Below are 21,293 nucleotides of genomic sequence, written 5' to 3'. Positions count from 1 at the left end.
TTATTTGCTGCGGAAAGGTGAGTTGTGCTGCCAAAAAGGAATTTATTATGAGTGTAACAACACAAGCTATTCAAAGCTTTCAAAACATTGATAATGCACGTCATCGTACTTTAATTACTGCCTTAGTTGAGAAATTGCATGACTATATTAATGAAGTGCAATTAACAGAAGATGAGTGGCTTCATGCAATTCAATTCTTAAATATAACTGGACAACTTTGTCATGAACAGCGTCAGGAATATATTTTACTTTCAGACGTACTTGGTATTTCTATGCTGGTTGATCAGATCAATCACCAGAAGAATGAAATACAAACTCCTTCAACAGTTTTTGGCCCCTTTTTTATTGAGAATATGCCAGTTCGTCAATTTGCTGATAGCATCGTGGTTGAGGGTGAAGAGCAAACTATTCCTTTGTTAATTACTGGTCAGATCAGAAATGAGTATGGCAAAGCTATTTCTAATGCTTATATAGATGTTTGGCAAACCGCGGATAATGGGATGTATTCGGGGCAAGATGCTATGCAACAGATTGACAATTTACGGGGTATATTTATTAGTCAATTAAATGGCTCATATGCCATTAAGTCTATTTTGCCTGTAAGTTATCAAATCCCGTCAGATGGTACAGTAGGGCAACTTCTGAATTATGCTAAGCGTACTTTTTGGAGACCTGCGCATATCCATTTTAAAATTGTTGCAGATGGATATCAGTCACTTATAACTCATCTTTTTTTAGCAAATGATGACTATTTAAATAATGATGCCGTATTTGGTGTAAAAGATCGTTTAATTGTCAGTTATCAATTCACAAAGTTGGATGAGGAAAGCAAAGTTTTATATGGCCTTGATAGAGACTACTACCTGATCACATATGACTTTGTTCTTTCAGCAGAGTAATTATGAAAAATTTAATTAAACTCTGTGAAAATTCTGATTTTTTTCAAGAAATTTGTCTAAGAGTGGCGCATCCTGACGATCTTAAAAAAAGTATTATTGTGATTAAAGGTGGAGATAAATTTTATGCTTATGAAAATATCTGTCCTCATTTTTCTGTTCAGTTAGATTATAAAACAGGTGTATTCAGTACTTATAAAAATAAATTAATTATGTGTGCGCATCACTCAGCGATGTTTGATATAACTACTGGATTGTGTGTTGATGGTCCCTGCAAAGGTCACTCTTTGACGTTGGTAAAAGTTGAAGTAAAAGATGGGGCAGTTTTTCTAAAACGTTAGCCTCTGCTTGAGACTAACGTTTTATTATTGAATTAGGAACTAAAAGGTGTTGCCTGATACATCATTAATTTTAGTTCTTTATGTTCTTTTTTCCATACTGATAATGCTCGGTTCTGTAATGTTCTAGGTTGTTGATTAATTAAAAGCTTTGCATAAAAATTAGCAGTAACAATTACGCAGTCCTGCATCTCTACAACAGTATCAATATCATATTCAATATGTTGATAATCATAATAACCGGCTTTGAGCTTTGTTATAAAAGTTGCTAAATCATCAACTGTACCGCTGGTATGTACATATCGAAGATTTGTATCGCACATATTCGCAAATTTTTCATAGTGTTTATCAATTAAGCTATCAAAGCGCTTTTTCTCTATTTCTCTAATTTGCATTTCCATAAATTCTTCATCCCTTAAAATTATTAGTCCCCTCATGATATTAAGTTTAAGGGTGTTCAATTGTTCTAAATTACAGAACATTGTATTTGCAGTTTTATAAGCTATCTTTTTATTTGAATAATCTACAATAAAGCATAATAATTTTAGAATAATGGATTGGCTATGATAAATAAAAGTGAGGCTTCACTTACCGAGGTTTTATCGCAGATTAAAGATGGTACAACCATCCTGATTGGTGGGTTTGGTACCGCAGGACAACCCGCTGAACTCATTGACGGACTAATTGAACTGGGTATTAAAGACCTGACTATTGTGAGTAATAACGCCGGTAATGGTGATTATGGCTTGGCTAAACTGCTTAAAGCCGGTTCAGTTAAAAAAGTAATCTGTTCTTTCCCACGTCAGTCTGACTCTTATGTGTTTGATGAACTGTACCGTGCTGGAAAGGTCGAGCTTGAAGTAGTACCGCAAGGCAATCTGGCGTGTCGTATTCAAGCCGCTGGAATGGGTTTAGGTGCAGTCTTTACCCCAACAGGCTTTGGCACATTATTGGCAGATGGCAAAGAAACACGTCATATCGATGGCAAAGACTACGTACTTGAATATCCGATTAAAGCAGACTTTGCACTGATTAAAGCACATCAAGGCGACCGTTGGGGCAACTTGGTTTATAACAAATCAGCACGTAACTTTGGTCCAATTATGGCGATGGCTGCAGATGTCACCATTGCACAGGTTTCAGAGGTGGTTGAACTGGGTCAGCTCGATCCTGAGCATATTATTACCCCAGGAATTTTTGTTCAGCATGTGGTTGCAGTTGATGCAGCCAATGGTAATGGAGAATAACAATGAGCTACCAAAAACTAAGCCGTGACCAAATTGCTGAACGTGTTGCCCAAGATATTCCCGATGGTGTATATGTCAATTTAGGTATTGGTTTACCAACCAAGATTTCAAAATACTTGCCAACAAACAAAGATGTATTCCTGCATTCTGAAAATGGTTTATTGGCTTTTGGTCCTCCACCCGCCAAAGGTGAAGAAGATCCTGAGCTGATTAACGCAGGCAAAGAATATGTCACCATGCTAACGGGTGGCTCGTTTTTCCATCACGGTGATTCTTTTGCCATGATGCGTGGTGGACATTTGGATATTGCTGTATTGGGTGCATTCCAAGTGGCGGCCAATGGCGACCTTGCCAATTGGCATACCGGTGCGGCGGATGCGATTCCTGCGGTGGGTGGTGCAATGGATTTGGCTGTAGGGGCCAAGAAAGTCTTTATCACCACAGACCATGTAACCAAGCAAGGTGAACCTAAGATTGTTGAAGAACTGAGCTATCCTGTGACAGGTAAGCATTGTGTTGATCGTATCTATACTGACTTATGTGTGATTGACGTGACCCCAGAGGGTTTAAAAGTGCTTGAAAAAGTTGCAGGTCTGAGCTTTGAAGAATTACAGGCTTTGACGGGTGCTCCATTGATTGACGCGATACCGGCTTAAGGATATAGACAACATGAAAAACGCTTACATCATAGATGCCATCCGTACTCCATTTGGTCGTTATGCCGGTGGTCTTGCGCCAGTACGTGCAGATGACCTCGGTACTATTCCAATTCAAGTATTGATACAACGTAATCCAACGGTAGATTGGCAACAAGTCGATAATGTGATTTATGGCTATGCCAATCAGGCCAGTGAAGACAACCGTAATGTCGGGCATGTCAGCATTATGAATGGTTCATTTCTACAACCAGTTGATTAACTAGATCTCGAGCTTCTAATTCACGGATCAGTCCAACATTACTTCCAGCCCAGAATGCACCAAAGCCAGTATCACCATGTTGAACAGCTAAAGCATTCAGTTGTTTAGCTAAATCATAGGCATAAGGGTAGGCGGCTACATGTGGACGGTCGGGCTGATCAATCCTCGCTTGCCAATGATTGATGATGCCGCGTGCTGGGCGACCTGAAATGCTTGAAGTAATTTGAGTGAGTGGGTGATCAAATAAAGCCTTGCGGTATGCTGCATTGGCATTTGAAGATTTACATTGTACAAAAGCAGTTCCCAATTGAACGGCATCAGCACCAAGGTTTAACATGGTTTTAGCTTGTTGCCCATTCATAATACCACCTGCTGCAATGACAGGAAGTGAACTATATTTTTTGATGAGTTGGACTAAATCAGCGGTTTTAATTGCGCCATCAATTTGAGCATTAAAAATACCGCGATGTCCACCTGCTTCGATACCTTGAGCTACAATAATATCAATCCCTGCTTCTTCGATAGTGAGCGCTTCAGTTAGATTGGTTGTAGAAACAATTGTGATGATACCGGCTTGTTTTAATTTTTGAATTTGATATTCATGCGGGATGCCAAAGTGGAAACTTACTGCTTTGGGTTGAGTGTCTAAACAAAGGTTTAAAAAATCATCATTGTCTTTAAAGCTAGGGTAAATACATTTTAATTCTGTAGGTGGGCTTGCACCAAATTTTTCAAATTCAGTTGCTAAATGTTGACTCCATAACAGATTAGATTCAGTGTTTAATGCTGCTGATTCATGACAGAAAAAGTTTAATTGAAAAGGATGTGGTGTTAGTGCTTGAGTTTCATGAATTTGTTTTAATGCAGAATCTAGTGTATTTGCACCGAGTCCTAAAGCACCCAAAGCCCCTTGATTTGATACTTCTGCAGCCAATAGTGGGGTAGAAACTCCAGCCATTGGTGCAAGTAATATGGGATGTTTTATCCCTAATTGTTCTAATAAAGACATACTTAAGCTCCTTGTGTTTTAAGTTACTTTGCCGAAGCGGCTGCAAATTAGCAAATTATGTTCGGTATTTATTATAAAAATATAATTTAAATACATCTTTAAGTTGCGACTTATTTTATCAAGACATAAATTAAATTGGAGTGACTTGGAACAGTGAACCAATCCAGCTTGAGAACGCCATTGCGATAATTCCCCACACAGCCACACGGAAACTACCTTTGAGTATTGATGTACCAGCAAAATAGCTGGATAACGCACCCAGTATGACTAGAGATAAGATACCGACAACTAAAACAATTTTCTCTAAATATGCTTCCGGGCTAAACACAATTGATAATGTCGGAAATAATGCACCAATAGAAAAAGATAATGCAGAAGAACCAGCAGCCTGTAATGGTCTTGCAGCAGTTGCTTCATTGATCCCAATTTCATCACGTGCATGTGCTTCCAAAGCATTTTTTTCTGTGAGTTGAACAGCAACTTGATGCGCCAATTCAGGATCTAAACCACGTTGAATATAAATGTGGGTAAGTTCTTTAAGCTCTAAGTGCGGATTCTTTTCTAATTCTAGAGCTTCTACTTTTAGATCTGCTGCTTCAATATCTGACTGTGATTTAACGGAAATATATTCACCGGCAGCCATTGAGGTTGCACCAGAAATTAATCCTGCAATACAGGTAATCAGCAGGGTGTGGCTTGAGGCACCGCTTGCTGCCATTCCCATCACTAAACTAGTCACAGAAATAATGCCATCATTTGCACCTAAGACGGCTGCTCTTAACCAGCCTGTACGTTGTATAAAATGCTGTTCTAGGTGGTGAGAATGAGACATAAACAAAACTCCATGTGACTGAAAGTCGGTTAATTTATAATGTAAATATATGACAAATGAAAAAAAGCTCCTATATTTAGGAGCTTTTTTTCATATTAAAACTATTGGCTCGCTTTTTCTTTAACGTCAGCAGCACCTTTTTCAACAGCACCCGCAGCAGTTGCAGTGGCATCTTTAGCAGCATCAACAGTTGCATCTGCAGCATGGGCAGTTGCATCAGCTGCATGATCTACAGCAGTCGCAGTTGCATTTGCTGCATTATCCGCAGCTTTAGCAGTCGCATCCGCTGCATTTTGAGCCGCGTGTTCTGCATCATGTTTTGCTTGTTCTACGGCATTTGCAGCATGTTCACCTGTAGTCGCACCCGTTTCAGGTGCTTTGTCTTTATTACAACCAACAAGTGCAATCGTTGCAATCAGACCAAGAGAAAGTAGAAGTTTATTCATTGTCTTGTACCTTTTTTAAATTAATTTTTGGCATCCAGCAGTTGGATAAAATAAGGGCTCGTTAATATTTCATAAGTAGCTTGCGTTGTAGGCTAAAATTGAGCAAAGCTTGTATAAGTCACTAAGGATGAAACAAAAAGAATAACGGATCTCTTTTAAGTTTCATAACGCCAACAGAGCTAATTTTAGTTGCAACCAGAGTAAGAACAAAGCACTGCTTTATTGGCAGCACAAGGCGAAGCTCAGGGACTAGTGTATTTTTTACTGTTACCTTGTTACGAACTACTCATTTAGAAAGACTAAATTTCATATTTCGTGCCTAGTATCATCTAAAACACACACTGTCGCAAACATAGAGGAATGATCAACAAATCCAAATATAAACACAAAAAATAACCAAATCAAAAAATAAAATGTAAATTTTTTATAAGATCAATTTATCTTATATTGAATAATAACTGATCAACATAATTTTAATAAAAGTTTAATATAATATGAATACACTCGCTTTATATCTAAAACTCAAGTATCAATAAAATACTTAATGAAAAAATAAAAAAGTTGTTTCTATGTTTTATCGTTAAAATTAAATCAAGACATAGTTTAAGATCTAAACAATTTATGATATTAATCGATTAAAAGTGACGAGTAGTACTAGATCTGACAATTTTGAACTTTGGAGACAAAATCAGTGCTGTAAAAATAAATTAAAATTGAAAAAAAATATTTACAAGCCAATAAAAACAGATAGAATTGAGCTAAAATGTGAAGTATATCAAATAATTCTGTCACTAGAAAAAGTCTAGAAAACATGTTTTTCGGCTTTTAAAAATGCTTAATTTACAAATTAATTTATGGGGTTTTCTTGAATATGCTTGATCTAAACACATCTCGAAAAGTACCCGATGATTTTGTCGTATATGCTGAAAAACAAATCAGACAACTTTTGAACTCGGTCAGTGGTGTAGAGTTCATCATGTTGTGTACTTCTGATGGTTTTGAAATTGCTTTAGCCAACAAGAAAAATATTAACAATTCTGGAAAAATTGCTGCAGTGAGTAGTTCGATTTTGGCCTTAGTGACAGCATTTGTTTCAGAAATCAATCTTGTTGGATGTCAAACAATTACCTTAGATGCAGAGAATGGAAAAGCGCTATTAACCGCAATTCCTCATCCAAAGCATCCGTTGGTTTTAGTGGCGATGACCAACAAAGATATTTTATTGGGGCAGATCCTATATGAGCTCAAATCTACTTCTGAATTACTCACGAGAAACATATAGGGAAGTTATTTTAAAATATGTGATGAGGTTTACATTTTTTTTAAAAATGAGATCTATACTGATTTTTTTTCGAATCTGGTATTTTTTGGAATTTTTTGAAAGCTTTAAATAGTCAAATTAGTTATTTATTTTTTAAATTTCTATTGAATAATTAATATTTTTTATGCTATTTAAATGAGTGTGGAAATAATTAATTAAAATTGATTATCAAATAAAATTAAATGGGTATTCAAAAAGAATACTAATTTATCCATGTTAGTTAGAAATGAAAATTTTTAGCTATATAGTAAAGTGTTTTAGTAAAGCAAAATAAAAATTGAATTGCTAAAACGAACAACAATGTTGAAAGCAACGGGGATGCTCATGGCTCGTATCACACTAGATCAATTAACTGATATCGATGGTTTCGTTTGTGCTGCATTAGTAGATAGCGAAAGTGGTTTATCTTTAGCGACTGCGGGTGCAGGTTTAGACTTAGAATTAGCAGCAGCAGGTAATACTGAAGTTGTTCGTGCTAAGCGTAAAGTTGCAAAAGCACTAAAATTAGATGATGTAATTGAAGATATTTTAATTACATTAGGTAAGCAGTATCACTTGATTCGTCCACTTGATTCAAATGAAAATTTATTTCTTTATCTGGTTTTAGATCGTTCTAAATCAAACTTAGCAATGGCTCGTCACGAGTTAAAAGCATTTGAAAAAGGCTTAGATTTTTCTTAATTTAAAAACTGAAAAGCTTAAAAAACTCGTCCTCGGACGAGTTTTTTCTTTTACTATCCTGTATAACATAAGTATCGTATTTAGAGTGTTGAGTGTAGATGTTAAAAGCTGGAATTTATAAACATTATAAAGGTAATTTATACCAAGTCTTTCATGTCGCAACACATAGTGAAACCCGAGAAAAAGTTGTGGTTTACCAATGCTTATATGGCGACTACTCAGTGTGGGTGAGACCTTATGAGATGTTTTGTGAGCAGGTCACATTAGAAAATGGCCAAATTCAACCAAGATTTGATTTTTTACATGCTGTTTAATCCATATGCGTTAGACTTTATAGGTTGATTAAGTCATGTAATAAACCGTAACGATGTAACTTGTCAAAAGCTATGTATTGTCATAGCAATGACGTAAATGATTGAAATAATAACAATGATAGTGAAAAGGAAGATCTAAACATGAGTTTAAGTAACCCATTTTTGCAACGATTGAATGAACTATATCAATCCTTTATTAAGTTTGATGCCACACAGTGTGATCGTATTAAACGCTATCGAAATATCGAACCTGAATCAGCATTGTTTTTAGCGATGCAAGTAAGAATTCAGCAGTCTAAGAAAATTTTAGAGATCGGAACATCAACAGGTTATTCTACATTGTGGCTTGCGGATGCAGCCAAAGTGACAGGTGCGAAGGTGACAACGCTTGAGATCGATGAAAAAAGAACTCAGCAAGCGCAACTGCATGCTCAAGAGTTAAAAGTTGATGACGTGATCGATTTTTGGGTGGGGGATGCGCAAAAATACTTAGAACAGTGTCAGGAACAATATGACTTTATTCTACTTGATGCTGAACGCAATGCTTATTTAAATTACTGGGTATATCTACAGAAGATGCTTGTAGAGCATGGCGGAGTTTTGATTGTTGATAACGTAATATCACATGCGGCTGAAGTTAAAAGCTTTATCAAAGAAGTTAAACAAGATGAAAGGTTTATGACAACAACCTTGTCGATCGGGTCAGGTCTGTTTATGGTGACATTAAAAAACTAACACAGTTTTTATATCAGGGAGAAATCTCCCTGACTTTACTTTAAAAGCGCCGCTCTAAAATTATAAAATTGAAAGCCTTTTAAAATGTAAATCATATTCTAGGTATTTATGCACGAATGCTGTTTTATCACTACATCGTAGTAAATTATTGTATATAAATTCTGGTACGGGATGGTAAAGTTCACCAGAACCATTGTTATAAAAAATTTTTAAATACCGTGAAGAAGCATTATACTTCCAAGAAGTCACGGTAATCATAGATCCCATAAGCAACCCCTTAAACTTTTGATTGTTTTACAGAAAAAATATTCTGTATCTTTTGAAATTAGTCTATTCACTTAAAGAAATGTATAGTGGTTTTGTAAAAATCCTAATGATTGTTTTGATAAGGTTATTCATATTTTGACATTGCGTATTTTTGCAAGATAAACGCTTAAAAATCATAATTAAACGAGATAACGAGTTTTTTAATAATTTAGGGATAGATTATGATTCTTGCAATAGATATTGCCTATACAGAAAACGCTGCACAAGTTGCTGGCATTGTATTTGAGTCTTGGACGAGTTCTAGTATATCGAACCATTACCTTATCACCATCAAGCCAATTGCTGACTATGAGTCAGGTCAATTTTATAAACGTGAATTGCCGTGTATTTTAAAATTATTGGATTTGGTGAAAGAAACCATTGATATGATTGTGATTGATGGCTATGTTTATTTAGGTGTTGAACAAACAGTTGGTTTAGGACAGCATTTATATACTGCCTTAGCTGATAAAACTCCTGTAATTGGAGTGGCTAAAAATGAATTTAGGGGAACGCCAAAGGAATTTGAAATTCTACGTGGACAAAGTGTTAAGCCCTTATATGTCTCTGCCATCGGAATAGAATTAGCGAAAGCGAAACACAATGTGCAGTCCATGTATGGGAAATACCGTATTCCTGAGCTACTTAAGCAAGTTGATCGTTTGAGCAAAACAACGCAAAAATAATTACGCTATTCTAAATCCAGTGGTTTAAATGCATTTTTTATATGCTAATACTTTGTTTTTTTATTAAAAAAATATTTTATAAATTTATGGTGAAACATATATGGATCAGTCAGCGTCTCGTCAAAAAATTTCAATAAACTATATTGAATTTAAGGTGAAAGACATCCTCCAAAGCAAAAAGTTTTATCAAAACTTAGGCTGGACTTTTACTGACTTTGGTCCTGCATATTGTGAGTTTGATTCAGGGGAGATAAAAGGTGGCTTTACCCAATCTGACAATGTGCAAAGTTTTGGTGGGGCATTAATTGTCTTATATAGTATCCAGTTAGAACAAAGTTTAGCGTGTGTGAAAGAGGCAGGAGCAACTATCGTACAAGAGATCTTTAGTTTTCCTGGTGGGCGTCGTTTTCATTTTAAAGATTTAGACGGATATGAAATTGCAATTTGGTCTCATTAAATAAAAACCTACAAACGCAAAAACCTGCACATAAAATCCAATGTAAAAAAACCACGCTAAAAAGCGTGGTTTTTTATGGGTTTAATCTAATTCAAGAATTAGATTTTACCGACTAAGTCGATTGAAGGTGCAAGAGTTGCATCACCTTCTTTCCATTTAGCTGGGCAAACTTCGCCAGGATGACCGTGAACGTATTGAGCTGCTTTAACTTTACGAAGAAGTTCAGAAGCATCACGACCAATACCACCAGCATTGATTTCGATGATTTGGATTTTACCTTCAGGATCGATAACGAAAGTACCACGATCAGCAAGACCAGCAGATTCAATTAAAACTTCGAAGTTTTTAGCAAGAACCCAAGTTGGGTCACCAACCATTACATATTCAATTTTTTTGATTTCTTCAGAAGAATCGTGCCAAGCTTTGTGCGTGAAGTGTGTATCTGTAGAAACAGAGTAGATTTCAACGCCTAATTTTTTGAATTCAGCATAGTTGTCTGCAAGATCACCAAGTTCTGTTGGGCAAACAAAAGTGAAGTCTGCTGGATAGAAGAAAACTACAGACCATTTACCTTTAAGATCGGCTTCTGTAACTTCAATGAATTGGCCGTTTTGGAAAGCTTGTGCTTTAAATGGTTTAACTTCAGTATTAATTAAGCTCATCATTATCTCCATGATTGAGGTGTTTATCTAATATTTAACTAGAATAATGAATTTTAGATTATTGGGGAAATAGTATTTTTTTATCGCTAAGATCGGAAAATCAAATTAACGTGCTCCAGATACATTTCACCAAAAACCGTTGTTTTGTCAGAGTTTCATCAACTAAAGCAAATCAAGATGATGTTTGAATGACAAAGCATCCTTTTTTAATCTGTTACAAACATGATGCTTCTGGGGCTATATTTCAAGGGTGATTTCTAAAAAAGATATAAAATTTATTTCAATGTATAGAATTTGTTCATATAAGATAAATTGAATTTTAACTACATCACATTTCAATGTTGTGCATCGAGCAAATGATACAGGGACTGCTGTTTTGTGCTTGGGCATCACTTCAAGCTAGCTAGTTTTGTAGATCATATAGCAACAGATCTACGTCTATAAGAATATTTGCAACCACAGACAGTTGCGTAGTTGAGTAAACTTTAGCACCTTTTAAATATTATTTTTATAATACATGTATAACACAATGGTGAATTCACTTTGATTGGACTATCTCTCCTGTGCTTTACAGCGTAAAATATTCCGTTCAATTTTAAGTATTAGGATAATGCATCTGTGCCAAATCAGTTAAATGTCGATCAATGGGTTATGGTACGAGATCGCCATCGTTTAAATCGACTGAAAAAAGGAAAAGATGCTCATCCTGAAAAATTCCAAGAATTGTTTGAGAAATCAAATCATCAAGTCAAAAAAAGATTAGCCAGTCTACCGACAATCAAACTCAATCAGGATCTACCGGTTACCCAGTATGCCGATAAACTGATTGAAGCGATTCAGAAGCATCAGATTATTATTGTTGCAGGGGAAACAGGTTCTGGTAAAACTACGCAATTACCACAGATTGCAATGCTTGCAGGTCGTGGTTTAACTGGGATGATTGGTCATACTCAGCCTCGTCGTCTAGCAGCACGAAGCGTATCGCAACGAATTGCTGAAGAAGTTGGTGAAAAGCTGGGTGAAAGCATCAGTTTTAAAGTGCGTTTTAATGAGCAAGGATCAAATGATTCGATCGTTCGCTTAATGACGGATGGTATTCTACTTGCTGAACTTTCTAATGATCGTTATTTAAATAAATATGACACGATTATTATTGATGAAGCACATGAGCGTTCATTAAATATTGATTTCATCATGGGTTACCTGAAGCAACTGGTCAAAAAGCGCCCTGATTTAAAAATCATTATTACTTCAGCGACATTAGATGTGAATCGCTTTAGCGAATATTTTAATGGTGCACCAATTTTTGAAGTGGAAGGACGTAGCTTTCCAGTAGAACTGCGTTATCGTCCGATTTCAGAGATGACGATCGGCGGTAGTGATGATGATGACTTTGATGAGTTTGAAGAAAATTTACCACGCGCAGTGGTACAAGCTGTAGAAGAATGTTTTAAGGATGCTGAGTCTAAGGGACATCCTGAACATGCGGATATTCTTATTTTCTCAAGTACTGAACAAGAAATTCGAGAACTACAAGAGACCTTACAAAAATTTGGTCCTAAACACACGCAAATTTTACCTTTATATGCTCGTTTAGCTTTGGCAGAACAGCAGAAAATCTTTAATCCATCTGGTGGTGGTCGACGTATTATCATCGCGACAAACGTTGCTGAAACAGCATTGACTGTACCGAATATTCGTTATGTGATCGACAGTGGTTTTGCACGTATTTCTCGCTATAACTATCGTTCACGGGTACAGCGTTTACCGATTGAAGCGATTTCTCAAGCTGCTGCAAATCAGCGTAAAGGGCGATGTGGTCGTATTGCACCAGGTGTTTGCATTCGCTTATACAGTGAAGATGATTTTCAAAGTCGTCCAGATTTTACTGAACCAGAAATTAAACGGACCAATTTAGCATCGGTTATTTTACAGATGCAAAGTCTCGGTTTAGGTGCTGTAGAAGATTTTGATTTTATTGAGCCACCAGACCATCGTTTGGTCAACGATGGGCGTAAGTTGCTGATTGAATTAGGTGCTATCCATGACGCGCAAAATTCAAATAATCTTCCTCAAGCAATGGCACAAAATGAAATTGCGGTTTCCAAGCAGGGAACTGTAGGTGATGCTAAAGCAAAAAACCTTGCTCAACCTGCTACTAAAAAAGCCGAACTTCAAAATAACAGTTTAACCAAAATCGGTCTACAAATGGCAAAAATGCCAATAGACCCACGCCTTGCACGTATGATTCTTGGTGGTGCTCATTTTGGGGTACTGAATGAAGTTTTGATTATTGTTGCTGCGCTTGCAGTACAAGACCCACGCGAGCGTCCTGCTGATAAGCAAATGCAGGCGGATCAAAAACATGCATTATTTAAAGAAGCAGATTCAGATTTTCTATTTTATATTAAACTGTGGAATACACTGACTGAAAATCGTGAAACTTTGAGTGAAAGCAAAAGACGTAATTTTGCCAAACAGCATTTTCTTAGCTGGTTGCGCTTACGTGAGTGGAAGAAAACTCATGAACAATTACTGGATTTAGCACAAGGTTTAAAACTTTCATTCAATGAAAAGCAGGCCAGTTATGAAAATTTACACCGTGCCTTATTGACAGGACTATTGTCCTTTATTGCCAATAAAACTGACGAACGTAATATTTTCATGGCAGTTCGTCAGCAAAAAGCCCGAATTTTTCCTGCATCAACCTTACATAAAACCAATACCCCATGGGTAATGGCATTTGAAATGGTCGAAACCTCACAGGTGTATTTACGCACACTGGCAAAAATTGAGCCTGAGTGGATTCTTTTGGCTGCACCGAACTTATTAAAACATCATTATTTTGAGCCACATTGGGCGAAAAAACCGGGTGTGGTCAATGCTTATGATCAGATTTCATTATTTGGACTGATCATTGAACCGAAACGTGCCACCAATTATGAAAAAGTGGACCAGTTGGCTGCACATGAAATTTTCTTAAGAGATGCGCTAACTACAGGAAACTTGGGAACAACGCCACCATTCTTAAAACACAACCTATTAAAGCTTGAAGAAGTGGAGCGGGTAGAAGACAAACTGCGTCGTCGTGATTTAGTCGTCGATGAAGAAACCATTTATCAGTTTTATGCCGCTAAAGTGCCTACGGAAATTGCCAGCCGTCGCAGCTTTGAAGATTGGAGAGCAACAGTAGAACCGCAGAATCCTCGTTATCTTTTTGTTGATGATGATGATTTATGGATGAATGATCGTCCAACCACACAGCAATTTCCAGATTATTTACATAATGGACAATTGCGTTTAGTTGCCAGCTATCGTTTTGATCCAAGTCATGATGAAGATGGCGCAACTGTAAAAATTCCTGTACAGGCCTTAGCTCAAGTTGATGAAAATATTTGGTCTTGGGGGATTCCGGGTTGGCGTTTGGATTTAATCGAAGCTTTATTAAAAGCCTTACCAAAAGATAAACGTCGTAACTTGGTGCCGATTCCAGATACAGCCAATAAATTGATCAAAGCAGTCGATGCGCAACATTTGCGTCAGCATATTTTTGAGTTTTTGGCATTTCAATTACGTGGTGAACAAATTACCAATAAAGATTTTTCTTTTGAACGTATTGATCAATTCTTAATTCCATTTATCAAAGTAATTGATGAAAAAGGTCGCGTGATTGAAAAAGGCCGTGATCTTGCAGAACTTAAAGCACGTTGTCGAACTGAAACACACAGTCCTGTCAAACAGTTAAAAGGTGAGTTTACTACTTTTCCTGAAAGCTTTGTATTTGAAGCATCTCAGAAAGTAACTGGGGTTGTGGTTAAACAATATCAGGCACTGGTTCCAAGCAAAGACTTTGCTAAGTTAGAGTTGAAAGATGATTCTGGTATTGTGATTCAGACCTTTAATGATCAAAGTGAAGCGATTAAACAGCATCGTGAAGGCGTAATTCGTTTGATTCATATGCAATTGGGGGATTTGATTCGTCAATTGAAAAAGCAAATTTCCAAGCCACTGGCATTGGCATATTCTCCTTTGGGCGATAAAGCACAACTTGAGCAAATGTTGGTGTACGCAACATTACAAATGGCAATTCAAGATTTACCAATTAATGCTGAAGAATTTGCGATAGTCATGGCAGATGTGAAAAAGTCATTTTTAAGTTATGGTCAGGAAGCATTAAAGTTGATCAGTGAAATTTATATTCAATGGCAGGAAATACGCCAGCAATTGTTGATGCTGGATCAAGATGTATTTGCTAAAAATATGAATGATATTGAGGATCAACTCGATTTAATGAACTTATCCAATTTTGTTTATTCAAAATCTTCAGATATTTGGCAGGAATATCCTCGTTATTTAAAAGCATTGTTATTGCGTTTAGATCGATTGCCGAATAATCTAAATCGTGATGATGCTGCAATTAAAGAAGTAGATCCTTGGATGGATAAACTGTTTAAGTTTAAGTCGGATGTCCGTGTTAAAGAAGTCTACTTCATGGTTGAGGAACTACGTATTTCATTATTTTCTCAACCAATGAAAACCAAGATGCCGATTTCGTCAACCAGAATACAAAAAGTATGGGAAAAGCTTGGAATCGGTTAGAATAGAAATAATTTGAAATATTTGTGAATTTAAAAAGGAGTTTTACATGGGCATCCGTATTACAGGTACAGGTTTGTACCATCCTGAAGAAGTGATTACCAATGAAGAATTGGTGGATTGTTTAAATGCTTATGTGGAACAATTTAACAGTGAAAATGCTGAAAAAATTGAAGCGGGTGAAGTTGTTGCCCGTCGTGGTTCAAGTGCAGAATTTATTGAAAAAGCATCAGGTGTAAAGCGTCGTTATGTGATTGAAAAATCAGGTGTCCTAGACATTAATCGTTTACGTCCTCGTTTAGAAGAACGTTCAGATGAAGAGCTTTCAATCCAAGCTGAGTGGGGCGTGATTGCGGCAAAACAAGCGATGGAAAATGCAGGCGTAACTGCAGAAGACATTGATGTGGTGATTTTAGCTTGTTCAAATTTACAACGTGCTTATCCTGCTGTTGCAATTGAAATTCAAACTGCATTGGGGATTCAGGGCTATGCCTACGACATGAATGTGGCGTGTTCAGCTGCTACATTTGGTTTGAAACAAGCCTACGATGCTGTAAAAACGGGTGCACGTCGTGTGTTATTGGTCAATGTGGAAATTACCTCAGGCCATACTGACTATCGTTCACGTGACTGCCATTTTATTTTTGGCGATGTTGCAACAGCTTCAATTATTGAAGAAACGGATAGCAAAACAGGGTTTGAAATCGTAGATACCCATTTGTTTACCCAATTCTCCAATAACATCCGAAATAATTTTGGTTTCTTAAATGGTTCAGAATTAACTTCTCGTGATGATAAGCAATTTCGTCAAGATGGTCGCAAAGTATTTAAAGAAGTGTGTCCATTGGTTGCGAAAATTATTTCCACACAATTGGAAAAGAACAGTATTCAACCTGAAAATGTAAAACGTTTTTGGCTACATCAAGCCAATGCCAATATGAATGAATTAATTTTAAAACTCATTGTCGGCAAAGAAGTTGCAGAAGCAGATCCTGATTTGGTACCAATCATTTTAGATGAGTTTGCCAATACGTCTTCAGCAGGTGTGATCATTGCATTACATCGTAGTGCGGATCAGGTGAATGATGGTGAATATGGTGTGCTATGTTCATTTGGTGCAGGTTATTCTGTGGGTTCAATTCTTGTACAAAAGCACGTTGCTTAAATCATAATTTTATAAAATCTCCCCCCCTTGCGTCGCTAAAAGCATAGTTCAGCTACTTTGAAAAGAAGGGGGGATTATCCAAAATTTAACTTATTTTATTTGTTCAAAGCTCTTCCCTGAAAAAGGAGCAGTCATACACTTAATGGTAAGATCAAAAAATGTTGAAAAGTATTTTGTAGAGATACAACATGACTGAAAAAACCTTGAAAATACGCCACAACGCTAAACTAATTCGATTAATAAGCAGCTTACAGCGCTTTTACTTTCGTCCAACATTTTTAGGTACTGAAAATTTAGTACCGAATAAACCAGCCATGTATGTCGGTAATCACACCATCTATGGTGTTTTAGATTCTCCGATTCTGATTGATTATTTATTTACAGAGCATAAAATCGCTGTGGTTAGTTTAGCTGATCATATCCATTTTCATATTCCGATTTGGAAAGAGGTAGTTAAACGTGTCGGTGGGGTTGATGGCGTACAAGAATATGCCAAAGAAGCGATGCGACAAGGCTATTCGATTTTGGTTTTTCCAGGAGGTGGTCGAGAAGTTATTAAACGCAAAGGTGAAGCTTATCAATTGATCTGGAAGCAACGCTTTGGTTTCTTAAAGTTGGCTCAGGAATTTGGTTATGAAATAGCTCCTTTTGTGGCTTTAGGTGGTGATGAAGTTTTTGATTTGGCTTTCGATGTAAATATTCTGCTCAAACAAAAATGGTTTAATAAAATATTATCAAATCCCAAAATAGGTTCATTGCTTAGACAGGGTGAGGTTATTCCTTCGATTCCAAAGCATATTATTCCAAAGCGGATTCCTTTCTATTTCAAATTTATGCCACGGTTATCTATTGAACAGATTGGGAGCATGGATGATATGATTGTATTTCGTGATCAATTGCAAGCGAGTATTTATACTGAAATTGAGGCCTTAAAGTCCTATCGAGCAGATGATCTAGAACAAAAAACTTAGAACAAAAAACAATCATTGAGAGCGCAATAATGTTTGAACTGCAAACCAATTTTAAACAGATACTTCAGCTATTAAATCCGCGAACTCAACCCATTCAAAGTACTGTGACTTTTCTTTCAGATCCTCATTATCTTGAATTTTTACAACAGTGTGGCGATACTGAAATTACCCCTGATATTGATTTATTTGGCTATGAAACTGCGATAAAGGAAAACCAGTATTTCGCAGAGCATGTGGAAAAATTATCCCAACAACTATGGAAAATTGGTCGTACAGGGCAAGGTGATGAATGGTTTTTAGATCGCAATAGTTTTGATATTTTATTCTATAATCATGATTTAGGCATGGATTTAGATGAGAGTTTAAAGCATGATCAGTTCCAGTCAATGCAAGTCAACTTTTTCCAATTTTTACAATTTGCTTTACTTCTGCAAGCAATGGATCAGCACTTGGATAAAAAACCATTGTCTACGATTGGATTGGAGCAATTTCAATATACTGTAAATCGTATCCATCCTGAACTTTTTTCACATTATCCATTTGATTATTTATAAGTTATAAGTGTTAAAATTGCTCGATAAAATGTGTTTACTCACAATATAAAGGAATAAAAATGTATACAGCTTCTTGTCTTTGTGGTGGTATTCAACTGAAAATTCATAGTGAAATCCCTCAAATATTTGTTTGTCATTGTCAGCAATGCCAAAAAGCTCAAGGCTCTGCATTTGTGGCGATTGCTCCTATTCAGACTCAAGATTTAGAGATTGTTCAAGGACAGGCACTATTTCAAGAATATTATGCCACTGAAAATAAAAAACGAACCTTCTGTAAAAGATGTGCATCCCCATTATTTAGTGCGCGTCTAGACTTACCAGAAGTAGTTAGATTACGTGTAGGTATTGTAAATGAGCCTGTTCAAGGCAAGATTGTTTCACATGCATTTACCGATAACAAAGCTGCTTGGTTTGAAATTTTGGATACTGCGCCACAATTTGTCCAAGCGATTTGCTAAATAGTGAAGTTATATTTCAAAAGTAAGAATGCTGGATATTTATTGTTTAAATAAGATTTTGTGCGCTATCTTACTTTTTTAAGTATCTGAATTTTATATTTTTATAAATAATTCAGAAATTAGTTTAAGTCGTTTGTATATATAAATACCTTCTGTATAATTTTCAAAAAATACATTTTAAATCAATAGAAGGTATAAATGACAAGAATAGTCGTCGCTGCAAAACAAGACAAAATATTACTACAGGATTCTCAAGCAAAAACAGTCAGTTTAAATCAACCTGCTATTATTCAAATTGGTGTCACACAACAAGATGTGAAAACACTAGAGCGATTAGGTGATAAGCTGATTATTAGTTTAAATAATGGTGAGCAAATTGTTTTAGAGGGATTTTTTCAAACCAATGCAACTACAACCCATTCTTTAACTTTCCCTAAAGCGGATGGAAGTTTCTCACTTGCTCACTTTGATGATAATGGAAACTTTACAGACTATAGCGGTTTGCAAAAACTTGACACTTTACTCTATGAAGGTACCAATACTGCGGGTGTTCAACAAATCTCTGCTTATGAAGATTCAACACCTGAGTTTTCATTTTTAAATTTATTTTCTTCAAGCGCAGTGAAAGCAGGTGTCGGTCTTGCTTCTGCAATTGGTTTAGGTTTGGCATTGATTGATGATGGTGGAAGTAATCAATCAAAGGGGGTTACTGACATTATTGCACCGAAAACGCCGACTGCAACATTAAATCCAGAAGGTACTGAAATTAAGGGTACGGCTGAAGCGGGTGCGACTATTTATGTAATTGATAAAAACCAGAAAGTGATTGCTACAGCAGTGGTAGATAAAGATGGAAATTATTCATTGACACTGCCGGAGGCTTTGCTGAACAATAATACTTATTATATCAATGCAAAAGACAAAGCTGGAAATGCTTCAACCTATACCTCGGTTGTGGGTACTAAAGATACTATTGCACCCAATGAGCCTCAGGGGCAGTTAAATGAGCAAGGAAATATTGTTACTGGTAAAGCAGAAGCGAATGCCATAATTAATGTGTATGATCCAGCGGGTCAACTGATTGGTACTGCAAAAGCCAATGCACAGGGACAATTTTCTGTTGCTATTTCTCCTGCTTTAACCACAGGCCAGATTGGTACAGTCGAAGCGATTGATGCATCTGGTAATAAATCAGAAAAACATAATATTGAAGTCGGTAAAGATACTATAGCACCTGATCAACCTAAGTTTGATGTATCTAAAGATGGATCTTCAATACATGGAACCGCAGAAGCAAATGCTAAAGTGATCATTCAAGATTCAACAGGTACGGTGATTGCAACAGGTGTTGTAGACGCCAATGGCAAATTCAATATCACCATTTCTCCTGCTTTAGATGCAAGCAAGACTGGCAAAATTATAATTGAAGATGCTGCAGGAAATAAGTCGAGTGCTGTAGAAATTAAAGCTGGACAAGATGTTTTAGCACCAGATAAACCCGTGGCCAATTTAAATGCTGAAGGAACTGTGATCACGGGTACCGCTGAAGCAAATTCCAAAATTTCAGTTTATGACAGTGCAAATAAATTATTAGGCACAGCAACAACAGATGCAAACGGAAATTATTCTGTTACGCTTTCGACAGCATTGACTGAAGCAAAAGTCGGTAGTGTATATGCAACAGATGCAGCTGGAAATCAGTCAGCGCTTACATCTGTAACAGGAACCAAAGATGTAACTGCGCCTGCAAGTCCAAAAATCACAGATGTGGTTGATGATGTTGGGACAACTGTAGGTTCTGTTGCTGCAAATGGGACGACAGATGACAAGCGGCCTGTGATTTCAGGAACAGGAGAAGTTGGAGCAACTTTAATTATTTATGACAATAATCAGGCGGTAGGAAAGGTCACAGTTGGTGCAGATAGTAAATGGTCATTTAGTTTTGCTTATGATTTAACTCTGGGAAGTCACAGTATTACCACTGTACAAACGGATAAAGCAGGGAATACCAGTTTAGTAAGTGATGCACGAACATTTACTGTAATAGAAATCGCCACAAAAATGGCAGTTTTTGATGAAACGTCAGCTTTTCATGCTGATTTAGCTGATTCGAATATTGATTCAGCTAAAAGTACTGATGCTATTGGATTAGGTATTTTAAATTCTGAACCAGAAAGTAGGGCTCAAGTACTCGATCAATCATCACCCATAGAAAATCAATTCTCGTTGCTCCATTCAAATGTTTCAGATTTAGATCATAAGCCTATTGCTGGCAGTTCAACTACCCTCAGTACAAGTATAAACACTGTACTGCAAGATGTGCTTGAAAATATCAAGACAGACACCAATACTAATTCTCATGAAAGCATGGGCTTGTCAGTCGATGAATTGTTGGTAAATACTTCTGTCAATGATTTAACTACAAATCAAATTGATGACGTGCTTGCTCGAACAATTGATCAAAGCACTACAGCCATTGTCGATGATGCTAAAAGTACTGCATTGGTTGCTTTCAATAAAGTCGAAAATCTATCAGCGCAAGATATACCTGTATTGCAATCTGATCTGATCAAGGATTTGTTTGATCCACAATTACTAACCTTTTGATTGAAAATAATCAGATAAGCACCTACGGGTGCTTTTTTATTGAAATGAATTTGGTATAAAGTAAAAAGATTGTATTCAAAATCAAAAAAAATTC

22 protein-coding genes and 1 pseudogene are annotated in these 21,293 nt (G+C 36.5%); 17 read left to right on the top strand and 6 right to left on the bottom strand.

Translation table 11 applies throughout. The annotated features are described in order from the left end of the window. Positions 1–47 precede the first annotated feature (47 nt). Together AC2G3J_RS13210 and AC2G3J_RS13205 are read left to right on the top strand one after the other, a co-directional pair. Positions 48–899, top strand: a complete 852-nt coding sequence (locus tag AC2G3J_RS13210; RefSeq protein WP_483770107.1) for a dioxygenase family protein — start codon at positions 48–50, stop codon at positions 897–899. 2 nt (positions 900–901) lie between these two features. After that, positions 902–1,237 carry a Rieske (2Fe-2S) protein gene (locus tag AC2G3J_RS13205; RefSeq protein WP_419328691.1) on the top strand — a complete coding sequence of 112 codons (336 nt, stop codon included), beginning with the start codon at positions 902–904 and terminating at the stop codon, positions 1,235–1,237. 32 nt (positions 1,238–1,269) lie between these two features. On the opposite strand, the gene AC2G3J_RS13200 is transcribed toward AC2G3J_RS13205, so the two are convergent. Beyond that, positions 1,270–1,635: a nuclear transport factor 2 family protein gene (locus AC2G3J_RS13200; protein WP_483770106.1), complete on the bottom strand. Its 366-nt coding sequence runs from the start codon at positions 1,633–1,635 to the stop codon at positions 1,270–1,272. A 162-nt stretch (positions 1,636–1,797) separates the two neighbouring features. Here AC2G3J_RS13200 and AC2G3J_RS13195 point away from each other — a divergent pair, with 162 nt between their 5' ends. From AC2G3J_RS13195 to AC2G3J_RS13185, 3 genes and pseudogenes are all read left to right on the top strand, one after another. Then, positions 1,798–2,481 (top strand): 3-oxoacid CoA-transferase subunit A, encoded by a 684-nt coding sequence (locus AC2G3J_RS13195; RefSeq protein ID WP_483770105.1) that lies wholly within the window; start codon positions 1,798–1,800, stop codon positions 2,479–2,481. Between the two features lie 2 nt (positions 2,482–2,483). Beyond that, positions 2,484–3,137, top strand: a complete 654-nt coding sequence (locus tag AC2G3J_RS13190; RefSeq protein WP_483770104.1) for a 3-oxoacid CoA-transferase subunit B — start codon at positions 2,484–2,486, stop codon at positions 3,135–3,137. A 13-nt stretch (positions 3,138–3,150) separates the two neighbouring features. Continuing rightward, positions 3,151–3,369: pseudogene (locus AC2G3J_RS13185) on the top strand (thiolase family protein); the annotation flags it as partial. On the opposite strand, the gene AC2G3J_RS13180 reads toward AC2G3J_RS13185, so the two are convergent. The 3 genes from AC2G3J_RS13180 to AC2G3J_RS13170 all read right to left on the bottom strand — a co-directional run bounded on the left by AC2G3J_RS13180 (position 3,365) and on the right by AC2G3J_RS13170 (position 5,686). Continuing rightward, complete coding sequence (locus AC2G3J_RS13180) at positions 3,365–4,408, bottom strand: NAD(P)H-dependent flavin oxidoreductase (protein ID WP_483770103.1); 1,044 nt, start codon at positions 4,406–4,408, stop codon at positions 3,365–3,367. The pseudogene AC2G3J_RS13185 and the gene AC2G3J_RS13180 overlap by 5 nt on opposite strands. A gap of 130 nt (positions 4,409–4,538) precedes the next feature. Continuing rightward, complete coding sequence (locus AC2G3J_RS13175; RefSeq protein WP_419328834.1) at positions 4,539–5,240, bottom strand: VIT1/CCC1 transporter family protein; 702 nt, start codon at positions 5,238–5,240, stop codon at positions 4,539–4,541. Positions 5,241–5,341: 101 nt separating this feature from the next. Beyond that, on the bottom strand, positions 5,342–5,686 hold the full coding sequence (locus AC2G3J_RS13170) for a hypothetical protein (RefSeq protein WP_151803479.1): 345 nt from the start codon (positions 5,684–5,686) through the stop codon (positions 5,342–5,344). Between the two features lie 871 nt (positions 5,687–6,557). On the opposite strand from AC2G3J_RS13170, the gene AC2G3J_RS13165 reads away from it, so the two are divergent. From AC2G3J_RS13165 to AC2G3J_RS13150, 4 genes are all read left to right on the top strand, one after another. Next, entirely contained in the window at positions 6,558–6,968 is a 411-nt protein-coding gene (locus AC2G3J_RS13165) for a roadblock/LC7 domain-containing protein (protein WP_419360342.1), read from the top strand. A gap of 363 nt (positions 6,969–7,331) precedes the next feature. Next, entirely contained in the window at positions 7,332–7,688 is a 357-nt protein-coding gene (locus AC2G3J_RS13160; RefSeq protein ID WP_004721834.1) for a hypothetical protein, read from the top strand. A 98-nt stretch (positions 7,689–7,786) separates the two neighbouring features. Beyond that, positions 7,787–8,002, top strand: coding sequence for a DUF1653 domain-containing protein (locus AC2G3J_RS13155; RefSeq protein WP_419328835.1), 216 nt, complete (start codon positions 7,787–7,789; stop codon positions 8,000–8,002). Positions 8,003–8,143: 141 nt separating this feature from the next. Then, positions 8,144–8,737 carry an O-methyltransferase gene (locus AC2G3J_RS13150; RefSeq protein ID WP_336954528.1) on the top strand — a complete coding sequence of 198 codons (594 nt, stop codon included), beginning with the start codon at positions 8,144–8,146 and terminating at the stop codon, positions 8,735–8,737. A 60-nt stretch (positions 8,738–8,797) separates the two neighbouring features. On the opposite strand, the gene AC2G3J_RS13145 is transcribed toward AC2G3J_RS13150, so the two are convergent. Then, complete coding sequence (locus tag AC2G3J_RS13145) at positions 8,798–9,004, bottom strand: KTSC domain-containing protein (RefSeq protein WP_004721830.1); 207 nt, start codon at positions 9,002–9,004, stop codon at positions 8,798–8,800. 221 nt (positions 9,005–9,225) lie between these two features. Here AC2G3J_RS13145 and AC2G3J_RS13140 point away from each other — a divergent pair, with 221 nt between their 5' ends. After that, entirely contained in the window at positions 9,226–9,729 is a 504-nt protein-coding gene (locus tag AC2G3J_RS13140) for an endonuclease V (protein WP_483770102.1), read from the top strand. A 100-nt stretch (positions 9,730–9,829) separates the two neighbouring features. After that, complete coding sequence (locus AC2G3J_RS13135; RefSeq protein WP_483770101.1) at positions 9,830–10,186, top strand: VOC family protein; 357 nt, start codon at positions 9,830–9,832, stop codon at positions 10,184–10,186. Positions 10,187–10,284: 98 nt separating this feature from the next. Here the strand turns inward: AC2G3J_RS13135 and ahpC are convergent, their stop codons facing one another. Then, positions 10,285–10,848, bottom strand: coding sequence for an alkyl hydroperoxide reductase subunit C (ahpC, locus tag AC2G3J_RS13130; RefSeq protein ID WP_004721823.1), 564 nt, complete (start codon positions 10,846–10,848; stop codon positions 10,285–10,287). Positions 10,849–11,466: 618 nt separating this feature from the next. Here ahpC and AC2G3J_RS13125 point away from each other — a divergent pair. The 6 genes from AC2G3J_RS13125 (at position 11,467) to blp2 (ending at position 21,199) form a co-directional block, all read left to right on the top strand. Next, a complete protein-coding gene (locus AC2G3J_RS13125) occupies positions 11,467–15,447 on the top strand; it encodes a DUF3418 domain-containing protein (RefSeq protein ID WP_483770100.1) in 3,981 nt (1,326 codons plus the stop codon). A gap of 46 nt (positions 15,448–15,493) precedes the next feature. Next, positions 15,494–16,609: a beta-ketoacyl-ACP synthase III gene (locus AC2G3J_RS13120; protein WP_004721819.1), complete on the top strand. Its 1,116-nt coding sequence runs from the start codon at positions 15,494–15,496 to the stop codon at positions 16,607–16,609. 188 nt (positions 16,610–16,797) lie between these two features. Further along, positions 16,798–17,580, top strand: a complete 783-nt coding sequence (locus AC2G3J_RS13115; RefSeq protein WP_336954532.1) for a lysophospholipid acyltransferase family protein — start codon at positions 16,798–16,800, stop codon at positions 17,578–17,580. Positions 17,581–17,609: 29 nt separating this feature from the next. Beyond that, a complete protein-coding gene (locus AC2G3J_RS13110; RefSeq protein WP_336954533.1) occupies positions 17,610–18,134 on the top strand; it encodes a hypothetical protein in 525 nt (174 codons plus the stop codon). 59 nt (positions 18,135–18,193) lie between these two features. Next, positions 18,194–18,592 (top strand): GFA family protein, encoded by a 399-nt coding sequence (locus AC2G3J_RS13105; protein WP_336954535.1) that lies wholly within the window; start codon positions 18,194–18,196, stop codon positions 18,590–18,592. A 198-nt stretch (positions 18,593–18,790) separates the two neighbouring features. Continuing rightward, on the top strand, positions 18,791–21,199 hold the full coding sequence (blp2, locus tag AC2G3J_RS13100; RefSeq protein ID WP_483770099.1) for an Ig-like repeat protein Blp2: 2,409 nt from the start codon (positions 18,791–18,793) through the stop codon (positions 21,197–21,199). Positions 21,200–21,293: the final 94 nt, after the last annotated feature.

Source organism: Acinetobacter legionensis, from assembly GCF_057165765.1.
The sequence above is the reverse complement of the archived record's forward strand: the minus strand, read 5'-3'. Positions and strand labels throughout refer to the sequence as shown.

Coding starts and splice junctions, on each gene's coding strand:
- AC2G3J_RS13205 (WP_419328691.1), top strand. CDS start 902: ATGAAAAATTTAATTAAACTCTGTGAAAATTCTGATTTTTTTCAAGAA.
- blp2 (WP_483770099.1), top strand. CDS start 18,791: ATGACAAGAATAGTCGTCGCTGCAAAACAAGACAAAATATTACTACAG.
- AC2G3J_RS13165 (WP_419360342.1), top strand. CDS start 6,558: ATGCTTGATCTAAACACATCTCGAAAAGTACCCGATGATTTTGTCGTA.
- AC2G3J_RS13195 (WP_483770105.1), top strand. CDS start 1,798: ATGATAAATAAAAGTGAGGCTTCACTTACCGAGGTTTTATCGCAGATT.
- AC2G3J_RS13200 (WP_483770106.1), bottom strand. CDS start 1,635: ATGGAAATGCAAATTAGAGAAATAGAGAAAAAGCGCTTTGATAGCTTA.
- AC2G3J_RS13115 (WP_336954532.1), top strand. CDS start 16,798: ATGACTGAAAAAACCTTGAAAATACGCCACAACGCTAAACTAATTCGA.
- AC2G3J_RS13160 (WP_004721834.1), top strand. CDS start 7,332: ATGGCTCGTATCACACTAGATCAATTAACTGATATCGATGGTTTCGTT.
- AC2G3J_RS13150 (WP_336954528.1), top strand. CDS start 8,144: ATGAGTTTAAGTAACCCATTTTTGCAACGATTGAATGAACTATATCAA.
- AC2G3J_RS13110 (WP_336954533.1), top strand. CDS start 17,610: ATGTTTGAACTGCAAACCAATTTTAAACAGATACTTCAGCTATTAAAT.
- AC2G3J_RS13175 (WP_419328834.1), bottom strand. CDS start 5,240: ATGTCTCATTCTCACCACCTAGAACAGCATTTTATACAACGTACAGGC.
- AC2G3J_RS13120 (WP_004721819.1), top strand. CDS start 15,494: ATGGGCATCCGTATTACAGGTACAGGTTTGTACCATCCTGAAGAAGTG.
- AC2G3J_RS13135 (WP_483770101.1), top strand. CDS start 9,830: ATGGATCAGTCAGCGTCTCGTCAAAAAATTTCAATAAACTATATTGAA.
- ahpC (WP_004721823.1), bottom strand. CDS start 10,848: ATGAGCTTAATTAATACTGAAGTTAAACCATTTAAAGCACAAGCTTTC.
- AC2G3J_RS13105 (WP_336954535.1), top strand. CDS start 18,194: ATGTATACAGCTTCTTGTCTTTGTGGTGGTATTCAACTGAAAATTCAT.
- AC2G3J_RS13170 (WP_151803479.1), bottom strand. CDS start 5,686: ATGAATAAACTTCTACTTTCTCTTGGTCTGATTGCAACGATTGCACTT.
- AC2G3J_RS13210 (WP_483770107.1), top strand. CDS start 48: ATGAGTGTAACAACACAAGCTATTCAAAGCTTTCAAAACATTGATAAT.
- AC2G3J_RS13155 (WP_419328835.1), top strand. CDS start 7,787: ATGTTAAAAGCTGGAATTTATAAACATTATAAAGGTAATTTATACCAA.
- AC2G3J_RS13180 (WP_483770103.1), bottom strand. CDS start 4,408: ATGTCTTTATTAGAACAATTAGGGATAAAACATCCCATATTACTTGCA.
- AC2G3J_RS13145 (WP_004721830.1), bottom strand. CDS start 9,004: ATGGGATCTATGATTACCGTGACTTCTTGGAAGTATAATGCTTCTTCA.
- AC2G3J_RS13190 (WP_483770104.1), top strand. CDS start 2,484: ATGAGCTACCAAAAACTAAGCCGTGACCAAATTGCTGAACGTGTTGCC.
- AC2G3J_RS13140 (WP_483770102.1), top strand. CDS start 9,226: ATGATTCTTGCAATAGATATTGCCTATACAGAAAACGCTGCACAAGTT.